General features: G+C 69.6%; 26 protein-coding genes. 7 read left to right on the top strand and 19 right to left on the bottom strand.

Features of this window, described 5'->3' with window-relative positions:
- Window positions 1-32 precede the first annotated feature (32 nt).
- The 7 genes from cofG to typA are packed head-to-tail and all read right to left on the bottom strand — an operon-like array spanning window position 33 to window position 9,096.
- Entirely contained in the window at window positions 33-1,280 is a 1,248-nt protein-coding gene (cofG, locus tag D7316_RS26450; protein WP_124710901.1) for a 7,8-didemethyl-8-hydroxy-5-deazariboflavin synthase CofG, read from the bottom strand.
- The gene (locus tag D7316_RS26445; RefSeq protein ID WP_232017095.1) at window positions 1,277-2,782 is read right to left on the bottom strand and encodes a flavin-containing monooxygenase; all 1,506 of its coding nucleotides are present in this window, start codon (window positions 2,780-2,782) and stop codon (window positions 1,277-1,279) included. The genes cofG and D7316_RS26445 overlap by 4 nt, the downstream gene beginning before the upstream one ends.
- Window positions 2,779-3,903 carry an FO synthase gene (locus D7316_RS26440; protein WP_124710900.1) on the bottom strand — a complete coding sequence of 375 codons (1,125 nt, stop codon included), beginning with the start codon at window positions 3,901-3,903 and terminating at the stop codon, window positions 2,779-2,781. Before D7316_RS26440 ends, D7316_RS26445 begins: the two co-directional genes overlap by 4 nt.
- 53 nt (window positions 3,904-3,956) lie before the next feature.
- Window positions 3,957-4,331, bottom strand: coding sequence for a facilitated glucose transporter (locus D7316_RS26435; protein WP_124710899.1), 375 nt, complete (start codon window positions 4,329-4,331; stop codon window positions 3,957-3,959).
- Window positions 4,331-5,263 carry an N-acetyl-1-D-myo-inositol-2-amino-2-deoxy-alpha-D-glucopyranoside deacetylase gene (gene mshB / locus D7316_RS26430; protein ID WP_269462517.1) on the bottom strand — a complete coding sequence of 311 codons (933 nt, stop codon included), beginning with the start codon at window positions 5,261-5,263 and terminating at the stop codon, window positions 4,331-4,333. The genes D7316_RS26435 and mshB overlap by 1 nt, the downstream gene beginning before the upstream one ends.
- Window positions 5,260-7,140: an ABC transporter family substrate-binding protein gene (locus D7316_RS26425; protein ID WP_124710898.1), complete on the bottom strand. Its 1,881-nt coding sequence runs from the start codon at window positions 7,138-7,140 to the stop codon at window positions 5,260-5,262. The genes mshB and D7316_RS26425 overlap by 4 nt, the downstream gene beginning before the upstream one ends.
- A 45-nt stretch (window positions 7,141-7,185) precedes the next feature.
- Window positions 7,186-9,096, bottom strand: coding sequence for a translational GTPase TypA (typA, locus tag D7316_RS26420; RefSeq protein ID WP_124710897.1), 1,911 nt, complete (start codon window positions 9,094-9,096; stop codon window positions 7,186-7,188).
- 229 nt (window positions 9,097-9,325) lie between these two features.
- Here typA and D7316_RS27235 point away from each other — a divergent pair, with 229 nt between their 5' ends.
- The gene (locus tag D7316_RS27235; protein WP_164473855.1) at window positions 9,326-9,502 is read left to right on the top strand and encodes a hypothetical protein; all 177 of its coding nucleotides are present in this window, start codon (window positions 9,326-9,328) and stop codon (window positions 9,500-9,502) included.
- Between the two features lie 10 nt (window positions 9,503-9,512).
- On the opposite strand, the gene D7316_RS26415 is transcribed toward D7316_RS27235, so the two are convergent.
- Genes D7316_RS26415 through D7316_RS26395 form a run of 5 tightly spaced genes read right to left on the bottom strand, consistent with a single transcriptional unit; the run spans window position 9,513 to window position 14,546 of the window.
- Window positions 9,513-10,379 carry an EamA family transporter gene (locus tag D7316_RS26415; protein ID WP_232017094.1) on the bottom strand — a complete coding sequence of 289 codons (867 nt, stop codon included), beginning with the start codon at window positions 10,377-10,379 and terminating at the stop codon, window positions 9,513-9,515.
- On the bottom strand, window positions 10,379-10,789 hold the full coding sequence (locus D7316_RS26410) for a (deoxy)nucleoside triphosphate pyrophosphohydrolase (RefSeq protein WP_124710896.1): 411 nt from the start codon (window positions 10,787-10,789) through the stop codon (window positions 10,379-10,381). Before D7316_RS26410 ends, D7316_RS26415 begins: the two co-directional genes overlap by 1 nt.
- Window positions 10,786-11,805 (bottom strand): ABC transporter ATP-binding protein, encoded by a 1,020-nt coding sequence (locus D7316_RS26405; protein ID WP_124710895.1) that lies wholly within the window; start codon window positions 11,803-11,805, stop codon window positions 10,786-10,788. The genes D7316_RS26410 and D7316_RS26405 overlap by 4 nt, the downstream gene beginning before the upstream one ends.
- Complete coding sequence (locus tag D7316_RS26400) at window positions 11,806-13,461, bottom strand: ABC transporter permease (protein WP_124710894.1); 1,656 nt, start codon at window positions 13,459-13,461, stop codon at window positions 11,806-11,808.
- Complete coding sequence (locus D7316_RS26395) at window positions 13,437-14,546, bottom strand: thiamine ABC transporter substrate-binding protein (protein ID WP_408610060.1); 1,110 nt, start codon at window positions 14,544-14,546, stop codon at window positions 13,437-13,439. The genes D7316_RS26400 and D7316_RS26395 overlap by 25 nt, the downstream gene beginning before the upstream one ends.
- 276 nt (window positions 14,547-14,822) lie before the next feature.
- On the opposite strand from D7316_RS26395, the gene D7316_RS26390 reads away from it, so the two are divergent.
- The 4 genes from D7316_RS26390 to D7316_RS26375 all read left to right on the top strand — a co-directional run bounded on the left by D7316_RS26390 (window position 14,823) and on the right by D7316_RS26375 (window position 18,672).
- Window positions 14,823-15,653, top strand: coding sequence for an Rv1157c family protein (locus D7316_RS26390; RefSeq protein WP_124710892.1), 831 nt, complete (start codon window positions 14,823-14,825; stop codon window positions 15,651-15,653).
- 287 nt (window positions 15,654-15,940) lie between these two features.
- Window positions 15,941-16,783 carry a hypothetical protein gene (locus tag D7316_RS26385; protein WP_124710891.1) on the top strand — a complete coding sequence of 281 codons (843 nt, stop codon included), beginning with the start codon at window positions 15,941-15,943 and terminating at the stop codon, window positions 16,781-16,783.
- Between the two features lie 48 nt (window positions 16,784-16,831).
- The gene (locus D7316_RS26380) at window positions 16,832-18,019 is read left to right on the top strand and encodes an alpha/beta hydrolase (protein WP_124710890.1); all 1,188 of its coding nucleotides are present in this window, start codon (window positions 16,832-16,834) and stop codon (window positions 18,017-18,019) included.
- Window positions 18,016-18,672 (top strand): lysoplasmalogenase family protein, encoded by a 657-nt coding sequence (locus D7316_RS26375; RefSeq protein ID WP_124710889.1) that lies wholly within the window; start codon window positions 18,016-18,018, stop codon window positions 18,670-18,672. The genes D7316_RS26380 and D7316_RS26375 overlap by 4 nt, the downstream gene beginning before the upstream one ends.
- Before the next feature lie 19 nt (window positions 18,673-18,691).
- On the opposite strand, the gene D7316_RS26370 is transcribed toward D7316_RS26375, so the two are convergent.
- Both D7316_RS26370 and D7316_RS26365 read right to left on the bottom strand, forming a co-directional pair.
- Window positions 18,692-20,209 carry a sugar porter family MFS transporter gene (locus tag D7316_RS26370; protein WP_124710888.1) on the bottom strand — a complete coding sequence of 506 codons (1,518 nt, stop codon included), beginning with the start codon at window positions 20,207-20,209 and terminating at the stop codon, window positions 18,692-18,694.
- A 176-nt stretch (window positions 20,210-20,385) separates the two neighbouring features.
- The gene (locus D7316_RS26365; protein ID WP_124711597.1) at window positions 20,386-20,823 is read right to left on the bottom strand and encodes a hypothetical protein; all 438 of its coding nucleotides are present in this window, start codon (window positions 20,821-20,823) and stop codon (window positions 20,386-20,388) included.
- 116 nt (window positions 20,824-20,939) lie between these two features.
- Here D7316_RS26365 and D7316_RS26360 point away from each other — a divergent pair, with 116 nt between their 5' ends.
- Together D7316_RS26360 and D7316_RS26355 are read left to right on the top strand one after the other, a co-directional pair.
- Window positions 20,940-21,515, top strand: coding sequence for an HhH-GPD-type base excision DNA repair protein (locus D7316_RS26360; protein WP_124710887.1), 576 nt, complete (start codon window positions 20,940-20,942; stop codon window positions 21,513-21,515).
- 110 nt (window positions 21,516-21,625) lie between these two features.
- Window positions 21,626-22,561, top strand: a complete 936-nt coding sequence (locus D7316_RS26355; protein ID WP_124710886.1) for a hypothetical protein — start codon at window positions 21,626-21,628, stop codon at window positions 22,559-22,561.
- Here the strand turns inward: D7316_RS26355 and D7316_RS26350 are convergent.
- The 5 genes from D7316_RS26350 to D7316_RS26330 are packed head-to-tail and all read right to left on the bottom strand — an operon-like array spanning window position 22,519 to window position 25,653.
- A complete protein-coding gene (locus D7316_RS26350; protein ID WP_124710885.1) occupies window positions 22,519-23,871 on the bottom strand; it encodes a wax ester/triacylglycerol synthase domain-containing protein in 1,353 nt (450 codons plus the stop codon). The two genes, D7316_RS26355 and D7316_RS26350, sit on opposite strands and share 43 nt — an antisense overlap.
- A gap of 4 nt (window positions 23,872-23,875) precedes the next feature.
- Window positions 23,876-24,433 carry a hypothetical protein gene (locus D7316_RS26345; protein ID WP_124710884.1) on the bottom strand — a complete coding sequence of 186 codons (558 nt, stop codon included), beginning with the start codon at window positions 24,431-24,433 and terminating at the stop codon, window positions 23,876-23,878.
- Window positions 24,430-25,020: a DUF6286 domain-containing protein gene (locus D7316_RS26340; protein WP_124710883.1), complete on the bottom strand. Its 591-nt coding sequence runs from the start codon at window positions 25,018-25,020 to the stop codon at window positions 24,430-24,432. The genes D7316_RS26345 and D7316_RS26340 overlap by 4 nt, the downstream gene beginning before the upstream one ends.
- Window positions 25,017-25,478: an Asp23/Gls24 family envelope stress response protein gene (locus D7316_RS26335; RefSeq protein ID WP_124710882.1), complete on the bottom strand. Its 462-nt coding sequence runs from the start codon at window positions 25,476-25,478 to the stop codon at window positions 25,017-25,019. Before D7316_RS26335 ends, D7316_RS26340 begins: the two co-directional genes overlap by 4 nt.
- The gene (locus D7316_RS26330; protein ID WP_124710881.1) at window positions 25,471-25,653 is read right to left on the bottom strand and encodes a DUF2273 domain-containing protein; all 183 of its coding nucleotides are present in this window, start codon (window positions 25,651-25,653) and stop codon (window positions 25,471-25,473) included. Before D7316_RS26330 ends, D7316_RS26335 begins: the two co-directional genes overlap by 8 nt.
- Between the last annotated feature and the right edge of the window lies 1 nt (window position 25,654).

The following is a 25,654-nucleotide window of genomic DNA, read 5'->3' as shown; positions in this document are numbered from 1 at the left end:
GTCGTCAGGCGACTGCCGCCGTCGGAGGGTCGTCAGGCGACTGCCGACCACGGCCGGCCCTGCGGTTTCACCGCGGCAGCCAGGCCCGTCGCCGGATCGGCCAGCGCGGCGACATGATGCGCCAGGGACGGATCGATCCACTCGTCGCCGCCCAGCACATAGGGCGGCTGCGCCGTGATGCGTTCGGTGAGGGTGTGCCCGGTCGACGCGGTGATCTCGGCGAGGACGTCGAGATTCGGCCACGGCCGTTCGGGGTTGACGTGGTCGGGGGTCAGCGGTGACACCCCGCCCCAATCGTCGATACCGGACGCGACCAGCGCCGCACATTCCTCGCGCGACACCAGGTTCGGCGGCGCCTGCACCCGCATGTGCGGTCCGAGCACGATCCGCGCCACCGCGACGGCGGCCAGGAACTCGGTCATCTCCGCGTCGGGCGTCCCCCGCATAGCGGTGTCCGGCTTGGCCCGGAAGTTCTGCACGATGACTTCCTGGATGTGCCCGTGCGCACGCTGCACCTCCGCCATCGCCAGGATGGATTCGGCTCTCTCCGTGAGGGTTTCGCCGATCCCCACCAGGATGCCGGTGGTGAACGGGATGCGTTCGGCCCCCGCGTCGTGCAGCACTTGCAGGCGCACCAGCGGATCCTTGTCGGGACTGCCGTAATGCGGCTGCCCCTTGTCGGTGAACAGTCGCCGCGAGGTGGTCTCCAACATCATGCCCATCGACGGGGCGACCGGGCGCAGGCGTCGCATCTCCTCGGCGCTCATCACCCCGGGATTGAGGTGCGGCAGCAGTCCGGTGTCCTCGAGGACGGCGACCGCCGCGGCGCGCACGTAGTCGAGGGTGGACGTGTACCCGCGGGCCGCGAGCCACTCACCGGCCTGGGACCACCGGGCCTCGGGACGGTCGCCGAGGGTGAACAACGCCTCCTTGCAGCCGAGTTCGGCGCCCTTGCGCGCGATGTCGACGACCTCGTCGAGGTCGAGGTACATCCCGTGGCCCTCCCGGGCCAGCTTGCCCGGCACCGTGACGAACGTGCAGTAATGACACCGATCACGGCACAGCCGGGTCAGTGGGATGAAGACCTTGCGGGAGTAGGTGATCTGTCGATCACGTCCCACCGCGGCGAGACCGTCGTCGCGCAGCGTCGCGGCGATCTCCTGCAGTTCGATCAGTTCGTCGCCCGAGCAGGCCAGCAGGGATGTTGCCTGTGCGCGATCGATCGGTGCTCCGGATCGTGCCGCCGCCAGCGCGGCCGCCACGGATACTGTGCCGGTCATGGTGTCCGACCTCCCTCGTCGACGAGTCGGGGTTCGATCAGGTAGGGCCGCGGGTCGAAGGTCCCGTTGCGTTCGCGGAACGACACCGCGGTGCCGGGCCACAGCAGCGTCAGTCGCCCGCTCCCGGGGTCCACGTACCAACTGTCGCATCCGGTGAGCCACACCGTCGAAGCGGCCAGCCGGTCGATCTCGGCGGTGTAGGCGGCCTCGGCCGCCGCACTCACCTCCACGGAGCGACTTCCGCTGTCCGCCAAGAAGTTCAGCGCGCCGACGACGTAATCGAGCTGGGTCTCGATCATGTAGATCGCCGAGTTGTGTCCGAGGGCCGCGTTGGGGCCGTCGAGGACGAACATGTTCGGGAACCCGGCCACCGCCGTCGAGGCAAAGGAGACCATGCCGTCGGCCCAGTGGTCGCCCAGCACACGGCCGTGGCGACCACGGATACGGGACGCGGCGGGAGGCCGCGTGGCCTCGAACCCGGTCGCCATCACCAGGACGTCGAGGTCGTAGGTGTTGCCGCTCACCGCGCGCGCCTTGCATTCGACGACCGACTCGAGCGCGCTCGACTCGAACACGACGTCGGAACGCTCGAGCGTGGGAAAGAAGTCGTCACTGAGCAGGATTCGTTTGCAGCCGATCTCGTAGTCCGGTGTCAGCGCCGCACGCAACGACGGGCTCGCGACCTGGCGGTGCAGGTGCCCGAGCGCCCTCGCACGGATGTCGTCGATGTCCGGATGCAGGCCGAGTCGCTGCCCGAAGGCCTTGTCGGCGTCGAGGAGCATGCGTTCGCGCACCGCCTGCGCATTCTCCGGGACACGCAGTTCGGCTCGCTCGTCGTCGGAGAACCGACGATCCTCGCGCGGCACCACATAGGGCGGCGTGCGGGAGAAGACGACGAGTTCCTCTGCGTCCTCGGCGAGGTGCGGGATCACCTGGACCGCGGACGCGCCCGTGCCCACCACACCGATCCGCTCACCGCCGGACAACAGATCGTCACGCCACTGCGCCGTGTGAACGACTGTGCCGGTGAAGGATTCGAGTCCCTCGATATCCGGGACGTGCGGCTCGGAGAGCCGGCCGACGGCCATCACGAGCACGCGGGCGAGGATTGGCCCCGCGCCCGTGGTCAGCTCCCACCGGTCGCTGTCGGCATCCCAGTGCGCCTGGTCGAGTCCGCAGCCGAGCCGGATGTGCGGCGCCAGACCTTCGTCGGCGACGGTCTGCTCCAGATAGCGGCGGATATCGGCACCCTGCGGATACAGAGTGGCCCAATCCGACGGCGGCCGGAACGAGAACGAGTAGAGGTGCGCGGGGATGTCGCAGGCGATCCCCGGATAGGTGTTGTCCCGCCACGTCCCGCCGACACCATCGGCGCGCTCGAGGACCACGAAGGATTCGCGGGCGCGCCGGGCCAACTGGGTGGCCATGCCGATACCGGCGAATCCGGCGCCGACGATCGCGACGTCGACCACGACCGGGGTGTCGGAGTGGCCGGCGGTCACGGACGTACCTGCGGGATCGGGAGCACGCGATCGGCGGGTGGGTCGGTGTAGGCGGTGGTGCGCTGCCGGGGTGCGCGGCCGACCCGGGCGGCGATGTCGACGAGGTCGTCGACATCGAGGACACGCCCGGCCTCCTGACCCGCCGACGGCATGAGCTCGCCGTCGAGGAGCAGGCCGCCGATGTCGTCGGCGCCGCCGACGAGGATTTGTTCGGTGGTGTCGCGGTCGTGCTTGGTCCAGGCGACCTGGAGGTGATCGAATCGTCCCAGGGTGATCAGCCGTGCGACCGCGTGCACCGCACGGGTCTCGCGCCGAGACACGGTCGATGTGGCGACGCCGTGGAGGTGCGGCGCAGCCATCGCGGGCACCATCGGCATGAGGATCAGTTCGCTGAAACCGCCGGTCCGACTCTGGATCCCGTTGAGCAGACGCAGGTGCGCCACCTGGTGGTGTGGGGTCTCCACATGCCCGTAGAGCAGCGTCGCGGTGGAGAACAGTCCCACCGAGTGGGCGGTTTCGATCGTCTCCACCCACTCGCGCACCGTCGGCGCGACGCCGTTGCCGAGATAGGCGCGCACCTCGTCGTCGAGGACCTGCGCGGCGGTGCCGGGCACGGAACCGAGGCCCGCGTCGTGTGCCTGCCGGAGGAAGTCGACGATCGGGATGCCCATCCTCGTCGCGGCGTCGCGCACCTCGGGTGGCCGAAAGGCGTGGAGGTGGAGATCGGGGGCGGCCGCGTGGATCCGTTCGACCAGCCGCAGGTACTGGTCGCCGGGTGCGTCAACGGGGATCGGACCCTGCATGCAGATCTCGGTGGCGCCCAGGTGCCGGGCCTCGTCGACAAGTGATTCCAGCGGAGGCAGGTCGTCGCGATCGGCGGCGATGACGGCGGTGTCGAGGTTGCGATTGACCACAAACGTCAGCGACTCACCGTCGGTGACGCGGCGCCGCGCCGAATCCGCCAGAGCGCACAATGCGTCGAGTTCGGAACCGGTGGCACCCAGCAGCGCTACCCATTCGTCGTCGGTGAGCGACGCCGGATCGTCGGCGACGTGACGCAATGCTTCCCGGGCTTCGTCCACCGCGGCGTGCGCGTCCCGAGCCCACTCCCGCAGGACCATTCCCTCACTCTAACCGCACGCCGCGACGTCCCCGGTCGGGCACCGCATCGACGTCAGACGTCATCCGCCGCCGGGAGGCGACCCGACCACGCGAGCACTGCGGGCAGACCCGCGCCGATGGCCAGCAGACCCAGCGTCGGGAGCATCAACGGGCCCTCCGGGATCAGCTCGACGTCGCCGCCGGGCCCGGGCAGCCCACCCGCCACCAGCGCTAGCAGCCAGGCCAGCAAGGGGAACCAACGAACCGGACCGTCGGTGTAGCCCGCGGCCAGCCAGAGCAGCACGCAGTTGACCAACCCGGCGATGACCGCCGCCACGGGGATCGCCACCCCACCGAAGCGCAGATAGGCGAACGCGACCGACATCACGCCGACGACGAACCCGTCGACGACCAGCAGTGCCAGCAGGAGTCGATCCGACCAGCGCATCAGCCGACCCCGGAGAACAGGTCGGTCTCCCGCACACCGTCGGTGCCGTCGGACATCTCGGTGGCCCGGCCACCCCACCGGCCGGTCAGGATGAAGTGTTCGTGATCGAACACCGGCTGCAGGATGTTGTTGGACAGGGCGTATTCGGTGCCGGAGGCGGCGACCGTCACCTGGGTGGCGTGCGCGGCCAGGGCCGCGGACTTCTGCGGCACGTACGCGGTCACATCGATCTCGGTGGTGATGGCCGACTCCGGATAACCGGGCAACTCACCCGGCTGCGGCATGCGCCAACCGTCGGGCACCCGGCCGGCGGCAGACGCGAGTCCGGCATCGAGAGCGGCGCGCTCGGTGACCGACTCGTACACCTTGAGACCGCTTGCGGGCAGTTGCGGCAGGGCTCGCGGCACCGCGGCGACCGTCGTCTCGTGGACGAGCATGTGGTCGGGGTGACCGTAGGTCCCGGCGTCGTCGTAGGTGACGATGACCTGCGGCGCGAAATCCACGATCTCGGCGACGAGCGTGTCCACCAGGTCCTCGGGCGACGCCTGCACGAGTGCGCGCGGGTGCTGCGCCGACGGTGTGCCCGCCATGCCCGAGTCACGCCAGCGCCCCGCACCGCCGAGGAAACGGGGACGCAGCACGTCCCCGCCGGCCGGACTCAGCTCGGCGAGCGCGCGGGTCAGTTCGAGGATGCGGTATCCGCCGAGCTGATCGGCGCCACCGTCGGCGGCCAACTGCGACCATTCGTCCCCGATGACCTCACCCTCCTCGCCGAGCGTGAAGGTGAGCACCCGGACCTCCGCGCCCTCGGCGAGATACCGGGCGATGGTGCCGCCGGTCATGATCGACTCGTCGTCGGGATGGGCGTGCAGCAGCAACAACCGCCGTCCACCGGCGGTCGCATCCCCCGTCGCTCCGCTCGCCTGGGTCACGGAAGCTCCCAGGACACCGCATCACCGAAGATCGACACCTGGATCGGCCCGGTGAGCGGCACATTGCGCACCGTCCCGGTCCGACCGGCCAGCATGCTGTCCTGGTAGATGGGCAGGTACGTCGACTGCGCCGCCAGCAGCGGCTCGGCCTCGGTCAGCTGCGGGACGGGATCGACGGCCGACAGCGCGCCGCGGGCGAGGCCGATCAGTGCCGGGTCGCAGACGCCGGAGATGTTGCTGGCGTAGCTGTCGGCGGCGGTCGCACCGGTCTGGCCGGGCGCCACACTGGTCGGTGTGGGTGGCGTCGACAGTGACGGTGCGGTGCCCGGTTTGGGTTGGTCACAGTCGACCTGGGAGGCGAGTGCGGCCGCGGGCGGCACGCCCAGCCCGGTCCAGCCGACCACCAGGTCCACCCGCGCATTGGTCAGGGCGACGCCGTACAGCTCACTGTTGGGCAGCGCCACCACGGCGGCCTGGACGCCCTGGCCGCGCAGCTGGTCGACGATGTTGGCGGCAGCCGAGGTCGAGCGCGGATCGCCACTGATCGCGCCGACCCGAACGGTGAGGGTCTCGCCGTCCTTGCGGTACGGCGTGACGCCGGCCGGCAGCGGTGCCGTCGCGACGCCGCCATCGCCGGCCGTGCTCGAGTCGGACCCCGACGCTCCCGTCGACGAGTCGGAGGGCGCGGTGCTCTGCGCGCCGCTCGGCGACGCCGGCGTCCCGGGGTCCGGCGCGGCGCGCTTATAACCGGCGTCGGTGAGCAACGCCGTCACCTGGTCGGGCGACGGGCGCGGCCGGTCGACCGGGAAGTACCCGCGGTCCGTGGGTGCGAACACCGTGTTCGCGTAGGGCGTGACGATGTCGTCACCCGCACCGGCCAGGGTCACCAGGTTCGGGTCGATCATGCCGAGGACGGCCCGCCGGACGTCGAGCGATCGCATCGTCGACGTGCGTGCGTTCACGCTGACGGACAGCGCCCGCGACGTCGGGTTGCGTCGTGTCTGCACACCCGGCACAGCGGTGAGTTCAGCGGTCGTCGCGGGTCCGGCACCGATGGTGACGACCGACGAATCCCCCGAACGCACCGATTCGACCATCTGCGACGCGGTACCGGCCCGGCGCAGGACTACCTGGTCGAGGTCCGGTGGCTTCATCCAGTAGCGGTCGTTGCGCACCAGCCGCACCTCGTCGCGGGTCTGATCGATGGAGACGACCGAATAGGGCCCGGCCGACACCGGTTTCCCGCTGTCCATGCCGGTCTGGAAGCCGGCGGGGGCACCCCGCAGGACGTGGCTGGGCAGCAGATCGGTGAACAGTTCGCGCCACGCCGGGTACGGCCGCGCGAAGGTCACCTGGACCTCCTTGCCGCCGGCCCGCGACTGCACGGAGTCGATCAGCCGATATCCGGCCGGGGCCACGACGTTCGGCTGACGGGACATCTGCTGCCAGAGGTAGGAGAAGTCGTCGCCGGTGACCGGGAGACCGTCGGACCACTGGGCGTCGTTGTGGATCTGATAGGTGACCGTGAACGGTTCCGTCGACGTCACCTCGGCCGAGGTGATCAACGCCTCCTGCCGCTGCCAGACGACGCCGCCGGGCGTGTCCACCGGACGGAACGCGCTGGGCAGCGTCATCGCCGCGACCGCCGTCGTGACGGTCCCCTGGTCCGCCCCGATGTGTGGGTTGAACCCACCACCCACCGAGTCGGTGGCGATGTAGATCGTCTTCTCCGTCGGGTACTCGGCCGGCGTCGCCGGCGGTGCCGTCTCGCGAACCGGTGGTGGTGGATTCGCCGAGCACGCACCGATCGCGACGATCAACCCGGCGACGAGCACCGCGAACAGAGCGCGCCTCGACTTCACCAGCACAACCCCCATCGATCATCGTGCACGCGGGTGCCGAACACCGCGAACACGCTCCCGCTATCCGGCCGCCTGATCGCGGGTCTTCGCCCGCGAGCGCTCCCGTGCGCGCGTGTTGGCATCGAGGTGCACCTTACGCACCCGCACCACCTCGGGCGTCACCTCGACGCACTCGTCGGCGGCACAGAACTCCATCGCGCCTTCGAGATCGAGCTGCATCGGCTTGGCCAGGGTCTCCATGACGTCGGCCGACGACTGCCGCATGTTGGTCAGCTTCTTCTCCCGGGTGACGTTGATGTCGAGGTCCTCGGCGCGAGGGTTGATCCCGACGACCATGCCCTCGTAGGTGTCCGCGCCCGGCTCGACGAAGAACGTGCCGCGGTCGGCCAGCTGGATCATCGCGAACGGGGTGACGCTGCCCGTACGGTCGCTGACCAGCGAACCGGTGTGGCGTGCCCGGATCTCGCCGGCCCAGGAGTCGTATCCGTCGAACACCGCGTTGGCGATGCCGGTGCCCCGGGTCTCGGTGAGGAAGTCCGTCCGGAAGCCGATGAGGCCACGCGACGGCACGATGAACTCCATCCGGACCCACCCGGTGCCGTGGTTGTTCATCTGCTCCATGCGGCCCTTGCGGGCGGCCAGCAGCTGGGTGACCGCGCCGAGGTACTCCTCGGGGACGTCGATGGTCAGATGTTCGAACGGCTCCTGCACCTTGCCGTCGACCTTGCGGGTGACCACCTGCGGCTTGCCGACGGTGAGCTCGAAGCCCTCGCGCCGCATCTGCTCGACCAAGATGGCCAGCGCCAGCTCACCGCGACCCTGCACCTCCCAGGCGTCCGGACGACCGATGTCGAGGACACGCAACGACACGTTGCCGACGAGTTCGGAGTCGAGCCGTGTCTTGACCATCCGGGCGGTCAGCTTGTGCCCGGACACGCGCCCCGCCAGCGGCGAGGAGTTGGTGCCGATGGTGACCGAGATCGCCGGCTCGTCGACGGTGATCCGCGGCAACGGCTGCGGGTTCTCCAGATCCGCGAGCGTGTCGCCGATCATGATCTCCGGCATACCCGCGACGGCGACGATGTCGCCGGCCTCGGCCGACTCGGCCGGGGTCCGCTCCACGCCGACGGTGGCGAGCAGCTCGGTGATCTTCGCGCGCTCGACGACATCCTCACCATCGACCTCGCGGCACCAGGAGATCTGCTGACCCTTGCGCAGCGTTCCGTTGTGGATGCGCACGAGCGCGAGGCGGCCGAGGAACGCCGAGGCATCGAGGTTGGTGACGTGCGCCTGCAGCGGCGCCTCGGGGTCGCCCTTGGGCGGCGGGACGTGCTCGAGGAGCACGTCGAAGAACGGGTCGAGGTTCTCCCCCGCCGGCACCTCGCCGTCGGCGGGCTTCTCTGTGCTGGCGATCCCGGCGCGACCCGAGGCGTACAGGATCGGCAGGTCGAGGACGAGCTCGGCAGCCGCGGCCGCCTCGTCGTCGAGGTCGGAGGCGAGGTCGAGGAGCAGGTCCTGCGTCTCGTCGACGACTTCCTGGATCCGGGCGTCGGGCCGGTCGGTCTTGTTCACGAGGACGATGACCGGCAGCGAGGCGGCGAGCGCCTTGCGCAGCACGAATCGGGTCTGCGGCAGCGGCCCCTCCGAGGCGTCGACCAACAGCACCACGCCGTCGACCATGGACAGGCCGCGTTCGACCTCACCGCCGAAGTCGGCGTGGCCGGGGGTGTCGATGACGTTGATGACGACCTCGGTGCCGTCGGGCTGCCGACGGTGGACGGCGGTGTTCTTCGCGAGAATGGTGATGCCCTTCTCGCGTTCGAGGTCACCGGAATCCATCACGCGGTCGACGAGCTCGGCGCGTTCGCCGAAAACGCCGGATTGACGCAGCATCGCGTCGACCAGCGTGGTCTTGCCGTGGTCGACGTGCGCGACGATCGCGACGTTGCGGAATTTGTGGACAGCGCTCACTGAGCTCTCTTTCACTGCGGTTCGTACATGAGGTCGGGGCATGCGGGGTCGAGTTGGCCCGCTCGCTCCCGCTCCCGGGCCGGCGGGCGGTGGCCGGCACGACGAGGTCGGACCGGTACCCGGCGGTCGCCGGCGGACAGTTCAACCTGTACAGGGTATCGGTCGACCGCGTGAGACGGCGATCACATCGCGTCGACAGCCTGAAGTTAGGGGATGCTAACGTCCCCGTATGGGCAAGGTGAACCCTGCTGCGGTGCAGGATCTGAAGGCGAAGAAGAAGTGCTGCCGCAAGTCCACCCGCTGCGTCCGGTGCCCGGTGGTCATCCATCGCATGCGCAAGCTCGACAGTTCGGACATGTCGAAGAAACAGCTGGGCAAGGCCCTCAAGAAGGCGCGCGCGGCCTGACCGGGCCTGCTCATGCCGCGGGCACGGCCTCGTCGTCGTCGGCGGACCGGACGGCAATCGCAGCGGCCACCGCGACGATGCCCACCGCTTCGACCGGCGTCGGGATCTGTTGCAGGGCCACGACTCCGATGATCGATGCGGTGACCGGCAGCAGCGCCAGCAGGATCGCGAACCGGGCCCGCCCGACCCGGGCCAGCACCACCTGATCGAGCGCGTACGGAATGGCCGTCGACGCCACACCCAGCCCGAGGCCGAGCAGCAACAACCACGCGGTCGGCGCGTGACCCGCGAACGCCGGACCGAGGAACAGCGCCAGCGGTGAGGTCACCAGCGCCGCGACGACGAAACCGGTGGCGAGATCCTCGAGGCCCCGGCCACGCTGGGCGACCCGTTTGCCGAGCACGATGTAGCCCGCCCAGCAGGCCGCCGCGATCAGCGCCAGCACCACGCCGAGCGCGGTGCCCTCCCACCGGACGTCGGCGATGAGGACGACCCCGACCACCGCCAGCAGCAGTGCGAGGACATCGCGGCGCGTGCGTGAGCCCAGTGCCGCGACCGCGACCGGTCCGAGGAACTCGAGTGCGACCGTCGTACCGAGCGGCAGACGGGCCAGAGCCTCGTAGAACGCGATGTTCATCGCTGCGGTGATGAGGCCGAACGCCCCCGCCAACACCAGCCGTGACGGCCGCCACGCGGGGCGCCCCGGCCGGACCCACACCACCAACACCACCGCGGCTCCGGCGATGCGCAGCCAGGCGACGGCCGCGGGCGACAGGGTCTCGAAGAGCTCCACGGCGACCGCGGCACCGATGTACATCGAGGTCGCGCCGACGATCATCACCGCCGGGGCGAATCCCCGGGAGACCATGGCGGTCATCAGCCGCCGAGTTCGGTGAGCAGTTCCGGGACCCACACGGCGTCGGCGGGCACGAGCAGGCCGTCGCGGGCGAACTCGCCCAGCCCGACGGTGTCCACCCATCTCAGGGCCTCGTGGTCGGCGGGACGCGGCGTGCCCGCGACGATCTGCGCGCGCAACGCGATCAGGGTGAGATCGTCACGCAGGGCGACCCGCTCGGCCAGGGCCGAGCCCACCCGCACCTCGACGTCGAGTTCCTCCCGCAGCTCCCGACGCAGTGCGGCCTCCGGACTCTCCCCCGCCTCGACCTTTCCGCCGGGCAGCTCCCAGAGCCCGGCGACCTCGGGCGGGTACCGCCGCTGCGCGAGCAACAGTCGCCGGGTGGCCGGATCCACGACGGCACCGGCGACCACGAGCCGGGCATCGGTCACGACCCGATCACCGCCACCCGCTCACCGACGATCGACAGCCCGACGCGATCACCGATCACCACCCGCTCCGATGTCACCGCATCGATCTCGCCGATCTCGGTGACGACGCGGAGTCGACGTCCGGCGGGCAGATCGGCAACCATCCCGACCACCCCCGTCACCGCGGCATCGGGCCCCGACAGGCGTCGGGCGCGCACCGACTCCGGACGCAGGCCCAGCCGATGCCGTCCGTCGGGCGCCTCGAGCGTGAGGGGACCGATGGGTGTGGCCGCCTGCGCGTCGGAGACGTCGGCGTCGATCACCGACGTGACGCCGAGGAACCGGGCCGTCCACTCGTCCACGGGTCGGCTCCAGAGCTGTTCCGGGGCGGCGTTCTGCACGATCTCACCGGACCGCATGACCGAGATCGTGTCCCCCATCAGCGCGGCCTCGGTGTGGTCGTGGGTCACCACGATCGTCGGGGTGGCGGCGGCGCGGACGATCTCGGCGATCTCGGTGGCGAGTTGGTCGCGCAGCAGCCGATCGAGCGCGGCGAGCGGCTCGTCGAGCAACAGCAGCCGCGGTCGCGGCGCCAGCGCCCGGGCCAGGGCCACCCGCTGCGCCTGTCCGCCGGACAGCTCGTCGACGGATCGTCGGCCGAGGTCGGGTAGGCGGACGAGGTCGAGCATCTCGGCGACCCTCGCCCGGATCTCCTGCCGCGACCATCGCCGCATCCGCAGACCGTAGGCGACGTTCGACTCGACGCTACGGCCGCCGAACAGTTGACCGTCCTGGAACACCACGCCGAAGTCGCGACGATGGGCGGGCACCTTCGCGAGGTCGGCGCCGTCGAACCGGATGTGCCCGGCGCTCAACGGTTCCAGGCCGGCGACCGCACGGAGCAAGGTGGACTTGCCGCAGCCCGACGGCCCGAGCAGCGCGGTCACCGGCGACCCCGACGTCCCGACCGTCCAGATGAGGTCGTCGAGGACCACGGTCGAGCCGTAACGCACGCCGACGGCGTCGATCTCGAGCATCTAGAGGAGCGCTCCCGTCCGCGGCCGCAGCGCCTCCACCAGGACCACGGCCACGATGGTCACCCCCACCAGCAACATCGACGCGGCCATCGCGGTGGCCAGATTCTCCGCACCCGGCCGGTTCAGCGCCGAGCCGATCAGCACCGGCAGTGTGGTGGTGTCGGCGCGCGCCAGGAAGCTGGTCGCCCCGAACTCGCCGAGAGCCATCACGAAGGCGAAACCCCCTGCCGCGCACAGGGACCTGCCGATCATCGGGAGCTCGACGGTGAGGAACACCCGCAGCGGTCCGGCACCGAGGGTGGCGGCGGCCTGGCGCAGTCGCGCCGGCACCGACGTCAACGCGGGCAACGCGATCCGCACCACCACCGGGATCGCGATGAGGGCCTGCACACACGGGATCACCAGCGGTGAGGATGCGACCTCGGACGGCAACGCCGCCAGCACGATGAGGTACCCGAAGCCCAGGGTCACGGCGCTGATACCCAACGGGATCGTCGCGACCACGTCACCGGCGGCCGCCCACCGACCTCGCGACCGGTGCATCGCGACCGCCGCCAACAGTCCGACGACCAGCGCGATGACCATCGCCAACGCGGCCGTACCCAACGAATACCGCAGCGTGTCAAGCGGAGTCACACCGTTCACCGATTCGGACAGGGATCGGTAACCGTCCAGCGTCCACGCCCCGTCGGCGCCCGGTCGGACCGATCGGACCGCGAGAACCGCGATCGGCCCCACCAGCACCACGACCGTCCACGCGACCGCGGCGGCGACGGCGACCCACTGGCGGCCGTGAGGACGGAACCTGGTCTCGGCGGGCCGGGCGCCGACAGCTCCCCCGGGGTCGCCGAACAGCCGGGTCAGCAGCAACGCGGCGACCACCACGATGAGTTGCAGCATCGACAGTGCGACCGCCTCAGGGATCCGGAAGTATCCGATCGCCTGTGTGTAGATCTCCGTCTCCAGCGTGCGGATCTCGCCGTTGCCGAGGATCACGATGACGCCGAAGCTGGTGGAGCAGAACAGGAACACCAATGCCGCCGCCCCGCCGACCGCGGGCATCAACCGGGGCAGCACCACCCCGACGAACGCCCGCACCCGGCCCGCCCCGAGCGTGTACGCGGCCTCGGCCTGACGCGGGTCCAGCGACCGCCACGCCGCACCGACGACACGGGCGACCACGGCGACGTTGAGGAACGCGTGCGCGAGCAGGATGGGCCAGAGTCCCGACCCGACGCCGAGGAATGCGAGCGGGCCGTCGAGCAGCGCGCGGAACGCGATGCCGACGACCACGGTCGGCAACACGAACGGCACCGTGACGATCACCATCAGCAGCAGCGACCCCGGGATGTCGACGCGGGCGATCAGCCACACCATGGGCACGGCGACGACAAGGGCCAGCACGGTCGACGCGGCAGCCTGGAAGAGCGTGAAGCCCAACAGGTCCAGTGCATTGGTACGCCGTAGGAGCTCACCGATCCCGGCGTCGGACCCGACGTCGACAGCCCGCCGGACGAGCGCCCCGACCGGCCAGGCGAACAGGATCAGGATGAACGCGGCCGGCACCACCCGCAGTGCGAGCGTGCCCAGTCGGCCGACAGAGGCTCGCGAAGCGACGGGCGGCGTGACCGTCACCGTCCGACGGCCTCGCGCCATTGCTCGAGCCACTTCTCGCGATTGGCCGCGATGTAGGCAGGCGGGAGGCTGACCGTCCAGGTCGGCACCGGCGCGCGCTGCTGCCAGCCATCGGGAAGCGGAGTGCCCTTCTGCACCGGGTACACGTACATCGCCGACGGCAGGGCCGCCTGCACCGCGGGGCCCAGCATGAAGTCGACGAGCTTGCGGGCACCGGTCGGGTTCTTCGCCCCCTTCAGGATGCCGACGTATTCGACCTGACGGAAGCAACTGTCGAGCAGTGCCGAGGTGCCCGGAGTCGCTGCCGGCGACGAAGCGTAGGACAGCACGATCGGCTTGGCGCCCTTGCCCTCACCGGCACTGAACAGCTGGTTGTAGGCGATCTCCCAGCCCGACACCATCGTCGCGCCGTTGGCACTTACCGTCTTCCAGTAGTCCTGCCACCCTTGCGGGAACAGTCCGATGGTGGTGAGCAGGAACGCCATCCCCGGCGACGAGGTCCCGGGGTCGAGGAGAGCAGCCTGCGCCGCATACCTCGGATCCCGCAGATCGCGCAGACTCTTCGGCGGTTCCTGCCCGTTGTCGGCGTACCGGGTGTCGTCGACGTTGAGGCAGACGTCGCCCCGGTCGACCGCGGTGAGTTCGTCGTGCGAATCCGGGATCGCGTACTCGGCCGCCCCGTTCGCGACCAGCGGCGATGCGTAGGGCTCGAGCGCACCGGCGTCGATCGGCCGCGAGGCGAAGGTGTTGTCGATGCCGAAGACCGCGTCGGCCTTCGGTGACCCCGGCGTCAGCGACACCGTGGACGCGAGCTGGCCCGCATCGCCGGACTTGACGACCTTGAGGGTCAGCCCGGTCTCCTGACGGAACGTGTCGAACACCGAATCCGGCAACGCGAACGACTCGTGCGTCAGCAGGGTCACCTCGGCCCCCGGTTGGGCGTCGTCACCGCACCCGGCGACGACGGTCGCCACGGCCGCCACACTGAGCGCCAGACCGAGTCCGCGACGGCTGTACCCGCGAGCCCCGAGCTCGCGCCGGCACCAGCCACGGCCACGCGCACTGGTCGGGATGATCCGGGGACCGCTCGCACGTCGTCTCGCCACGGCTCGATCTAACCAGTTGCGGCCCCGGTACACGACTGGTGGCCCGTTACACAACATTAGTAACAATTGAATCAATAACCACAGGAGTCACACAGGGCCGCGTTAGGCTCCCTGAACAGTGCCTGCCGTCGGCGGGTGCATAGAATGACGCGCGACGCCGATCCGGCGTCCGAGTCACTGACAGCGGAGTGTGTGACCTGCATCGGCGCACACCGACGACCGATTGGACCGGAAACAGTGCGTTTGCCTGTACTCCAGAGCCTGCGTTCACGCCGCATGCACCGCCCCGCGACCACCTCCGTGCGGCGCGCAGCCGTCGCCGCGATGAGCATCGCCGCCGCGACCTCGCTGGCGATGCCCGCCGTCGCCGAGGCCTCCCCCGCACCGAAGTCCCCGGCGCCGAAGGTCGACCAGCGCACGCTCGACTCGCTGGGCGCGTTCGCCCCGGCGATCATCGGCGCGGTGGCCACCAAGGGCCCCGACGGCAAGATCAATCCGCAGCTGATCAACCAGGCGAAGTCCATGGCATCGGCCCCCGGTCTACCGCCGCGGGCGAAGGCGATCTGGCAGGACGTGATCGACTTCCTCGGCGAGCCCGGCCGGGCGGAGCTGAAGCGTCAGCAGGTCGCGGAGCGCAAGCCCGGTGATCCGGAGATCCCGAAGGGCCCGGGCGCGCCGAAGATCCAGGAATTCCTTTATCCGACAATCGGCTTCGGCTGCATGGAGGGCAACGGCAGCCCGAATGGCGGCAACTCCCTGGGCCGGGCGCTGCTGACCGCGGGCCCGCAGCAGGCCCCCGCCCCGGGACCCAAGCGCGGCGAGGCCGGCTATGTCTACACCAGCCTCGGCACCGGCCCGGCGATCAACAACCCGAATCGCAAGCTGTGGGTCACCTGGCTCAACATCGACAACGGCCGGTCCGGTCAGGTCCAACTCAAGCGCAACCCCAAGATCAACATCAAGGACGGACCCGGCACCTTCACCGGAATCGCGAAAACCGGCAAGGGTCGCGTGATCTCGACCATCTACGGCGATGTCACCACCAAGAACAAGAACCGGATCAACACCTGCGGCATCGTGCCGACGATCGGCATCGCCATCGTCTGACGACGCAGCATTTCGTCTCCGACAAGCCCCCGGTCCGATTCGGACCGGGGGCTTGTCGTATCGGCGGGCGGTCGACGGTGTGAGCTCCACCACTGCCGCGTGACCTGCGCGAACCCAGCCGGGCCAGGTCTCTGTTGCCTACCGGTCGCGGCGATGTCACAGCTCGGACTCGCGACTTGAACTCGACCCACCGATCGTGCTCTCTTTTAACTTGAGCAACATCTGTCACACCCGCACCACCGCCGACATCCGGCTGTGCGGGTGTCCCGGTCGATGAAGGAGACACCATGGCCGCCACGTCGCAACCCGCACGCGCACCCCGTCTGTCGTATCGTCTGCGCGCCGGCGTCGCCGGGGTGGCCGTCGCGGCCACCGCGGCGCTCGGCGTCCCCGCTGTCACCCAGGCCGCCCCACTCGTCGGGGACAACACCCTCACCCTGCCCGCCATCCCCTTCGACAGCGAACTCGCGGCCGCGGTGCGCATGCTCAAGGACGCCGGGGTGGATCGGATGGCCCTCGAGGCCGCTCAGGCGATCATGACGAGCGTCGGGCAGCTGTCCAGCGAACAGGTCGCGGCCCGGGCCGGTACCGCCCCGGCCGATGGCCACGGCGCGGCCGTGCCCGTCGCTACCACCGATCCACTGGCAATCCTGCGCACCCTCGGCATCCAGCCGCTCACCCCGTCGGTCGCACCGTTCTGCACCGATCCCACGGCCGACAACCCATTGGGTCTGGTCACCGCAGGCGCCGGCGCGGTCGCCGGCCCGTGGCCGCTGGCATCCGAACCGCTGGCACCCCTGCAGCAACTGCTCGGCATCCAGATGCCCAAGCTGAACCTGGTGGACGACGGCCAGACCGCGTACGCGTTCGTTCCGGCCACCACCGGCGGCGGAGCGAACGGCCAGATGCAGGTCGCATGGTTCAACGTCGCCACGCTGCAGGGTGGCTTCGCCGACCTCAAACCGGTCGCGAACACGCCGATCCTCAAGGCGCTGCCGATGCTCTCCGGTGTCCGCCTGGCACCGGTCAAGACCGGCAACGGCACCATCCTCTCCGCGGTCTACGGCACCGCCCAGAACGGGGCCCGCACCTGCTACTTCCTACCCGCCATCGGCATCGTCGACGCCTGACCGCCCAACCACCCACAACCCGAGACCGGAAACGAAAACCTCATAGCGATGTCCACCCGAACGTCCCACAGACGCCTCCCGCACCGATCGGTCCTCCGATCGGCGCTACCGCTCGCCGCGTCCCTGCTCCTCGTCGGCGGTGTCGGTACGGTCGCCCACGCGGCGCCCGCGACGACTCCCCAGCCGCCCGCCGGGTCGACTGCCGGCACCGTGTTCGCCAACCGCGATCTGCCCAAGAACCGTCTGGCCGCGCACGCCGGGGCCGGTGACGCGTTCACCTACTGGACCACCGGCGCCGACCGCGTCGCACGCCTGTCGACCGGCGCCGTCCAGGTACCCGTCGGCCGGGCGCCCGCCGGCGGCTGGCCCATCGTCGTGTGGGCACACGGAAGTCGCGGCATCGCGGACCGCTGCGCGCCGTCCGCGCGGCCGACCACCGGCGACCGCGACGAGGCCGCACGATGGCTCGACCGCGGCTACGCCGTGGTGACCCCGGACTACGCAGGCCTGGGCACCCAGGGGACACCGGAGTACTTCGACACCGAAACCACCGCACGGAACATCATCGACGCCGTACGCGCCAGTCGCGACGTCGCGAACGGCCTCGCCCGCCGCTGGGTGGTGGTCGGCGAGGGCCAGGGCGCCACCGCCGCCATCGAACTCGCCCGACTGGCGACCCGGGCGCAGGGACCGACCCTGGACTACCGGGGTTCGGCCGTGTCCTCGGTGCCGGTCGAATTCGACACGCTCATCGGCGGTCTCGGCCCGTCGAGCGGGACCATGCCCGCCGGTGTCTCCGCCGACGTCCTGTTCACGCTCAGCGCCATCCGTAACGCGCGCCCCACCGTCACCCTCGACCCGTATCTCACCGACGCCGGATTCGACTGGCTCGACCGGGCGACCCGACTGTGCGCCGACGACCTGACCCGCGACGTCGCCGGGACGAACCTGGGCACACTGTTCCGCAAACCGTTGTCGGAGAACCGTGAACTCATGGATGCGGTGACCCGCAGCCACATGGTCCCGATCAAGGGCTTCACCCGCCCGGTGATGATGGCGCAGAGCCTGTTCGACCAGAATGTGATCGTGCCCCTCTCCCTGCGCTACCTCAACGATGCCCGCACCGCGGATCGTCGTGTCACCGCGAGGACGTATCTCGCGGTGAACCAGCAGCAGTTCGAGGCCTTGTCCGACAACGACATCCGGTGGTTCGTGTCCCGCCTGGCGAATCGGTGACGGTTGTCGCCTACGTGGCCGCGGCCGCCGCGGCCACGGTGGCCGGAGCGGTGCACGACCGCCGCGCCGCAGCGCTGACCAAGCCGGTGCCACTGGCGATTCTCGGCGTGCACATGGTGCGCGGCCTGCGCCGGCGTCGGCCGCTGGACAACGCCTTGCTGGCCGGCGCGGTCGCCTTCTCCATGGCCGGCGATCGGGCGATGCTGCTCGAGGAGTTCACCGAGGTCGACGGGGCGCAGAAGGACCGCCGCCTACAGATCGGCGCCGCGCTGTTCGCCGGCGCACAACTCTGCCTGACCGGTGCGATGGTCCGGCGCGGAGCTCGGCCGCGCCCCGCCGGCATGCTGGTGCGGACCGCGGTCCTCGCCGAATCCGCGACGGTGATGGCCGTGCGGCGGCCCCGCCTGCTCCCGGTACTCGGGGCCTATGGCAACACCCTCGCACTGATGTCCGCGACGGCGGCGTCGGTGGCCCGGCCGCAGCCGCAGATGCGCGCCGGCGGATTGCTCTTCCTCGCGTCGGATCTCACGATCATCAACCGGCGCCACCTGATCCGCGACGACCGACTCGCCGCCGTGGCCGAGGCATGGGTCCTCGCAAGCTATTTCGCGGCCCAGTGGCTGCTGATGACCGGCCTCGCCGACGACGAGTGAGTGCCCTGACGCGACGGGGCTACTTGCTTTCCTTCGCCGAACGCATCGCCTCGAACTGCGTCAATCGCGATTCGGCCACACCGTCCATCTCCTCGAGTTCCATCCCCTTGGTCTCCTGGACCTTGGCCCGGACGTAGAAGAACGAGGCTGCGGCACAGAAGGCGAAGAACCCATAGACCCAGCCGAGCCCCAGCCGCGAGCTCAGCTCCGGGAAGAGCATCGAGATGGTGAAATTCGCGAGCCAGTTGGCTGCGGTACAGACACCGAGTGCAACACCCCGGATGCGGTTGGGGAACATCTCGCCGAGCATCACCCACATCACCGGCCCCCACGTGGCGGCGAACGCGACGACGAAAAGGTTCGCGCCGATCAGTGCGACCACGCCCCAGTTCCCGGCCAGAGTGAGGCAATCCTTGCTCGTGTTACCGGGCGTGCAGGCGACGTCACCTACCATCCCCGTCTGCTTGTATGACGCCTGGGTGAACGCGATACACGCCATCACGAGGCCGATGAACATGCCGACCGAACCGACGAGCAGCAAGTTCCTCCGGCCGAGTCGATCGACGAACAGGATCGCCACGAACGTCATGCCGACATTGATGGCGGAGGTGATCACCGATGTCGTGAAAGCCTGGTCCGTGCTGAAGCCGACGGACTTCCAGAGCGTGGTCGAGTAGTAGAAGATCGCGTTGATGCCGACGAACTGCTGGAAGATCGCGATCCAGATGCCGACCCACACGAGCGGATGCAGACCGAACGATGGCCCGCGGATGTCTTTCAGCGTCGTCCGTGCCTCGCGCTTGACGGTGAGTTTGATCTCCTTGACCCGCTCGAGCGGATTGGCCTCGCCGGTGACCTCCTGCAGGATTCGTGCAGCCTCTTCGTCACGGTTGCGGCCCACCAGATAGCGGGGCGACTCCGGGATCATCAGGGCGAGGAGACCATAGACCACGGCGGGCACCACACCGACCAGGAACATCCACCGCCACGCCTCGAGGCCCCACCACAGATCTTGCTCAGGACCACCGGCGGTGTTCTGCAACAACGTGTCCGACAGCAGGGCCGCGAAGATACCGAGGGTGATCGCCAGCTGCTGCATCGACGCGAGCGCTCCGCGATAGCGGGCCGGCGCGATCTCCGAGATATAGGCCGGGGCGATCACCGAGGCGATACCGATGCCGATGCCGCCCAGCACACGCCAGAGCAGTAGGTCCCACACCGTCTGCGTGTAGGCCGTGCCGATCGCCGAGATGATGAACAGGGCCGAGCCGAGCAGCATCACGCGCTTGCGGCCCCAGACGTCGGCCAGGCGGCCGGCGAACCAGGCACCGAGTGCACACCCCAGAAGTGCGATGGCGACGGCGAATCCGGTGAACAGTTCGGCGAGTCCGAAGGTGTCCTGAATCGAGTCGACCGCGCCGTTGACGACCGAACTGTCGAAACCGAAGAGGAAGCCGCCGACCGCGGCGGCGATGGTGACACCGATGACTTTCGCGGTGTGCTGCTCCGCGATCTCCTGATTGTGCGCTTGCGACATGCGGTCCGGTCCTGTCCCTCGGGTCCGCCGGCTCAACCGGTGGGCGTGGCCGGCGTGGACAGCCGACCCTTTGTCAGGCTACTAGCCGAATCACGTTGTTCCGTGGGATTTCCACGCACTGATTTGGTATCGAATCCGACACCGAAATCCGCCACGGGACCCGAGTCGTCCCGGGTTCAGGCCGATGCGCGGCCCGAGCAACTCGAATACTGGGCATTCACCATCGGCGTGAATGCCATCAGCCCGATCTTCTGCCGAATCGTGAATGCGACCGGTCCGCGCCCCGGATGCAGATCGACCTGCCAGGTCACCATGCGGGCGCGGGTCGGCACGGTCACCGATCCGGTACGACCCGTCGACAGATTGCGCCACGTCACCCGCGTCTCGACGGTGTAGTCCAGCAGCGGCGCAGGTTGGGCGCGGTGCGAGCCGATCAGCGAGATCGCGGGTCCGGGCAATCCGTCCGCGGGGAACGGGATCTGGTTGAACACGTCGACGTGGATCGGGATGCGCGGGCCCGGCAAGGGATTGGGACTGTCGCAACGCAGCGTGGTCACCAGATTCGGTTCGGTGTACTCGGGGATCGCCGAGGCGGTGCCCACCCCGACCGTCATCGCACCCACGCTCAGCGTCAGCGCGGCGATCCAGGCGCCGACGTTCCGAGCGCGCGAAAAATGTCCCCTCCGACGGATCCCCATGGGCCGAGTCTAGGGCTAACTAAGATGACCCCATGCCGAATCTTCAGATTGCCCAGGAACCGGCCGCCGACGCACTGCTCTCGAGCGATCCGTTCGCCTTGCTGACCGGGATGTTGCTGGATCAGCAGTTCCCCATGGAGCGCGCGTTCGCCGGACCCGCGAAGATCCGAGACCGGTTCGGCAGCATGGATCCCGGCGCGATCGCGGCCGCCGAACCCGACGCCTTCGCCGACCTGTGTGCCACACCGCCCGCCATCCACCGGTACGGCCGGTCGATGGCGGGCCGGGTGCAGGCTCTCGCGCAGGTCGTCGTCGACGAGTACGACGGTGACACCGCGCGGATCTGGACCGGGGCGACGACCGGGGCCGACCTGTTCGCCCGACTGCGGGCGCTACCCGGATTCGGTGATCAGAAGGCCAAGATCTTCACGGCGCTGCTGGCCAAACAGCTCGGCGTCAAGCCGGCCGGCTGGACGAAGGTCGTGGGCGACTACGGCAAGGTCGGGTACCGGTCGGTCGCCGACGTCATCGACCCGGAATCGCTGCAGAAGGTCCGGGATTTCAAGAAGGCCGCAAAGGCCGCCCAGAAATCGGCGCCCAAGGCCTGACCTCCCGGCAACTGCCGGCTGCCCTCCCACCCGACAATCACATCTGCCCTCCCACCCGACAATCACATCTGCCCTCCCACCCGACCCTGACATCGCCTAATGTCAAGTTCATGGACTCGAACAACGTCGATGCACGCAGCGTCGTCGAACTGCCGTTCCGCCTGGGCTTCGCGGTCACCGGCGTGGTGCTGACCGCTGCCGAGTCGGCGGTCACCATCGCCCGATTGACGGCGAACAGCGTTCAGCACGAGGTCAACAGCGCCCTGGGCCTCTCCGGAGACGAACTCGGCGGCGCCCGCACGCCGATCGCCCTGCTCAACCAGTTGGCCGAACTCCTCGGTCCGGACCGGCCGTTCGGCCGCATCCTGGCCGCCGGCGGCCCACTGGAACGTCTGCTCAACCCGGACGGCGTCGTCGACCGCCTCACCGCGCCCGACGGCCTGCTGGAGAAACTCACCGCCACCGGCGGCCTGCTTGATCAGATGACCGAGGAGGGCGGCATCCTCGTCCGCCTCACCGCGCAGAACGGTCCGCTCGACCGGTTGACCCGTCCCGGCGGGGTGGTCGACCAGTTCACCGAGAACGAGGGCATCCTGGAGCGGCTGACCTCGGAAGGCGGCATCGTCGACAAGCTGACCTCCCCGGACGGTGTGCTCGAGAAGGTGACGGCAACCGGTGGCGTCCTCGACCGCATGGCCGAGGACGGCGGGCTGCTCGATCAGCTCGTCGGCGAGAACGGTGCGGTCGAACGCGCCATCGCCCCGGACGGCCCGCTGGATCGGATCACCGAACTCACCGAGGTGATCGGCCAGCTCGCGCCGAATCTGCTCGCCATGCAGGACACCGTGCACGAACTCGCCGAGACCGTCGAACTCCTCAACCAGACCGTCGCGCCGCTCGGTGGTCTCGCCGAGCGACTGCCGAAACGACTCACCCGCGGCCCGAAAGGCGGTTCGTCGTCCTCGGGCGCCCAGGCGATCACCGACGGTTCCGAACGCAACGGCTATCCGCGATCCGGCGGTGCGGCCGAACCCGGCGAGTCCTGACACCGGCCGATCCCGCGGACACGCCCGAGAGCGTCGTCGAGCAGCCCGAGGTAGCGGTCCGGGTCGGGCATCACCAGGTGGCTCGTGGTCACCGAGATCGCGACGGTGCCGCCGATTCCGTGCACGCCGTGGGTCAGGCCCTGCGCGGGCGAGAGCGCCGGGAACCCGGCGGTGAACAGCACCGGACCGGTGCCGAACGTCAGGTCGGCGGGGCCCCGGTAGACCGACGACACCACACTCACCCCGGTCATCCGATCGGGGGTCCGGTTCGGATCGAAAAGTCTTGTCCCCCATCGGGTCAGCATCGGTGGAGCGGCAGCGGACGCATGTCGCTCCGCGATGGCCGCGGGATCGGCATCCGCGGCACGGGCACCGGCGATCTCACCGGCGATGGCGCTCGCACGCTCACCCAGGTCGTTGATCTCGAGATGCAGATCGATTCCGGCGTTGCGAAAGTTGTTGCGGGCGCGGGACGGCCGGTCACGCCCGACGGTCAGCTCGATGCCGAGCGGGCGGGCGCCCTCCCCCAGGTAGGCGCCGAGTGCGACCGAGATCGCGGTCAGCGCACCGACGGTCACGGTGTACCCGGCCGGAAGCGCGCTGCGATCGACGACGATCACCCGCAGGCAGCGCTGCGCGCCCGGCGGACGATTGAGCACGGTCGGCGGGAATCCGGCTCCCGACGTCGGGAGCGCGCCGGACGTGGCGTCCCGGTCGCGGACGGCGCGAAAGGCGCGTGCGCCGAGCCACCACATCCGGCCTATCCGAACCGGCAGGGTCACGAGGCCCCATGCTGCGGCCACCGGCCCGACGATCTCCACCGGCATCCGGTCGCCGTGGATCGCGGGCGAGTCGGCGGCACCGAACAGTTGCCGCGCGATCGCCGAACCGCGTCGCCCGTCACCGAGAGCGTGGACCATCTGCAACACCACGACGATCCCGGGCCCCCGCGGTGTGTCGGCGACCGGTCCGACGAGGTGGACTCGCCACGGGGCGCGGGAGGCCACCAACTGATCGCCCATGAGTGACGCCACCAGCCCGAGACACCCCTCCCACGTCTCGGCCTGATGTACGACGACATCGGTCTCGACGACGGTCCGCGACACCCACCGGGGCCAGTCGAGCGCGCCCGGTACGTCGAGGACACGAAGGCCCAGATCGGCGACGGCGCCCGCCCGACGGCGCACCTCGTCGGCCAGTTCGTCGATCGAGTTCTCCCCGGCAGCAAAGCAATACAGCAGGAACTCGTCGTTGGGTATGGCATCGGACAGCCAGTACGAGGTGGCGTCGGCGGCCTCGAGACGGGTCACGAGATCATGATCGTTGCCGCTCCAGGTGGACCATCGCCTGGACATGAATCCCTGAGCCGTCGACGGCATCCCGGATGTCCTCGACCGCGTCACCGACGATCGAGGCGATCTCCGCATAGCTGTGCGCCGGATCCGCGGTCACCGTCAGCCGGATGATCTTGCGTCCGCGATCATCGGTCGCCTGTGCCGCGACACGATCGATCGTGGGGTCGGCGGACAGGTCCTGGCCGACCGCGGCGGCGATCAGTTTGGGTGCCACGGTGAGGGTTCCACTTTGATCGCTGCCGTCGAGCACCAGATCCTCGACCTTGCCCGGCCGGATCGTCGCGGCGATCAGACGCCACGCCCACAGCAGCGCGATCACGGCCACCGCGACCAGCACCGCCGGCCACCAACCGGTCTCGGCAAGGCGGGCCGCCGCTCCCTGATCGATTCGGTCGATCATGTCCCGCACCGGCGCGACGTCGGCGCGCCACAGCAGCGCGCCCACCCCCACCACGACGAAGATCAGCCCGAACAACCCGACGGTCAGCCGATGCCACGCTGCGGGTCCGCGGTTCATCGGCGATCACCTCCGCGCCGGCTGGACAGCTTCACCGTGGCACGAAACGGTTCGGCCACAGCCGACAACACGGCGCCGACGACCCGATCGATCTCGTCGCCGTCCACCGCGTCATGCGCGGTGACGGTGACGGTCACCTTGCGCCGGCCGACCACGGTCGACGCATGATCCACGCCGGGCATCGTCGACACCGCGGCGCTGCATCGGCGGGCCAGGTCTCCGCGGCGTGTCCACATCACCTCGTACCCGCTCAGACTCAGGTGGGTGCGCCGACGTGGTCGCACCGCGAGCCAGATCATCGCCACACCGACCAGGACGAGCCCGATCGCCAACGCCCACATCCAGTTCCACCACCGGATCCCCGCGACCCAGTCGGCGGCCGCGTGCAGCCACTCGGAGCCCGACACCCAGCCGATCCGGATCAGCAGATCCCGGATCACCACGACGACGAGGCCGAGCATCACCAGGCCGAGCAGTGTGCCGACCATCGCGGCCGCGGGATTGGCGGCAGGGGTGAAGACCTTCTCATCATCGGTGTCGGCCGTCTTGGCGACCGCGGTCTTCACGTGATCGGTCGTCTCGCTCATGCCAACTCCTCCCGATCGTCGGCCGCCGGGATCGACGACGCCGGCGGCAATTCGACGAATCCGGGTCGCTGTTCGCCGGTGCGGTCGGCGAGGTCGGCGGCCGACAGCACCGCGGCCACCGTGACGTCCACCCGCGACGGCCGAATTCCGGTCAGTCGCAATATATCCCGTGCCACCGCGAACCGGACCTGCCAGCAGACCTCGGTGAGCGGGCATGGCCAGCGCACCGCGATCGCGATCCGCACCCACGGGGCGGCCCCCGACATGTCGACGGTGGCCCGCGGGTGATCACCGCCGGCCAGCGCGCGACCCGGCGTGGAACCGGACAGCAGGGAGCCGAGCGACGTCTGGTGCCGCACGACACCGTCGACGCCCAGCGCCGCCCGGACGGCGATCTTCTCGCCGACCCGATCGTCGATCGTCAGCACCCCGCGGGTGTCCAGGGCGGACTCAGCCACGGTTGCGGCTCCGCAGCAGCGCGCCCAGGTCGATCACACCGTCGCGCTGCAATCCGAGCGCGAGCCCGATCGCGCCGAGGACCACGGCGAACACGAAGCCGCCGAAACCTCCGGTGATCGCGGCGAGTGCCAGAAGCAGGCCGGCGAACAGTCCGATCATCGCGTTGTTGGCCATG

Origin of the sequence: Gordonia insulae (assembly GCF_003855095.1) — a bacterium.
In the GTDB taxonomy this organism is placed as follows: domain Bacteria; phylum Actinomycetota; class Actinomycetes; order Mycobacteriales; family Mycobacteriaceae; genus Gordonia; species Gordonia insulae.
This window is presented reverse-complemented; position numbering and strand designations above follow the sequence as displayed.

Bases quoted from the DNA above. Each gene is read 5' to 3' on its own strand.
- cofG (WP_124710901.1), bottom strand. From the start codon at position 1,280: ATGACCGGCACAGTATCCGTGGCGGCCGCGCTGGCGGCGGCACGATCC.
- D7316_RS26440 (WP_124710900.1), bottom strand. From the start codon at position 3,903: ATGGTCCTGCGGGAGTGGGCTCGGGACGCGCACGCCGCGGTGGACGAA.
- D7316_RS26435 (WP_124710899.1), bottom strand. From the start codon at position 4,331: ATGCGCTGGTCGGATCGACTCCTGCTGGCACTGCTGGTCGTCGACGGG.
- D7316_RS26425 (WP_124710898.1), bottom strand. From the start codon at position 7,140: ATGGGGGTTGTGCTGGTGAAGTCGAGGCGCGCTCTGTTCGCGGTGCTC.
- D7316_RS27235 (WP_164473855.1), top strand. From the start codon at position 9,326: ATGGGCAAGGTGAACCCTGCTGCGGTGCAGGATCTGAAGGCGAAGAAG.
- D7316_RS26415 (WP_232017094.1), bottom strand. From the start codon at position 10,379: ATGACCGCCATGGTCTCCCGGGGATTCGCCCCGGCGGTGATGATCGTC.
- D7316_RS26405 (WP_124710895.1), bottom strand. From the start codon at position 11,805: ATGCTCGAGATCGACGCCGTCGGCGTGCGTTACGGCTCGACCGTGGTC.
- D7316_RS26400 (WP_124710894.1), bottom strand. From the start codon at position 13,461: ATGGCGCGAGGCCGTCGGACGGTGACGGTCACGCCGCCCGTCGCTTCG.
- D7316_RS26390 (WP_124710892.1), top strand. From the start codon at position 14,823: ATGCACCGCCCCGCGACCACCTCCGTGCGGCGCGCAGCCGTCGCCGCG.
- D7316_RS26385 (WP_124710891.1), top strand. From the start codon at position 15,941: ATGGCCGCCACGTCGCAACCCGCACGCGCACCCCGTCTGTCGTATCGT.
- D7316_RS26380 (WP_124710890.1), top strand. From the start codon at position 16,832: ATGTCCACCCGAACGTCCCACAGACGCCTCCCGCACCGATCGGTCCTC.
- D7316_RS26370 (WP_124710888.1), bottom strand. From the start codon at position 20,209: ATGTCGCAAGCGCACAATCAGGAGATCGCGGAGCAGCACACCGCGAAA.
- D7316_RS26365 (WP_124711597.1), bottom strand. From the start codon at position 20,823: ATGACGGTCGGGGTGGGCACCGCCTCGGCGATCCCCGAGTACACCGAA.
- D7316_RS26360 (WP_124710887.1), top strand. From the start codon at position 20,940: ATGCCGAATCTTCAGATTGCCCAGGAACCGGCCGCCGACGCACTGCTC.
- D7316_RS26355 (WP_124710886.1), top strand. From the start codon at position 21,626: ATGGACTCGAACAACGTCGATGCACGCAGCGTCGTCGAACTGCCGTTC.
- D7316_RS26345 (WP_124710884.1), bottom strand. From the start codon at position 24,433: ATGAACCGCGGACCCGCAGCGTGGCATCGGCTGACCGTCGGGTTGTTC.
- D7316_RS26340 (WP_124710883.1), bottom strand. From the start codon at position 25,020: ATGAGCGAGACGACCGATCACGTGAAGACCGCGGTCGCCAAGACGGCC.
- D7316_RS26330 (WP_124710881.1), bottom strand. From the start codon at position 25,653: ATGGCCAACAACGCGATGATCGGACTGTTCGCCGGCCTGCTTCTGGCA.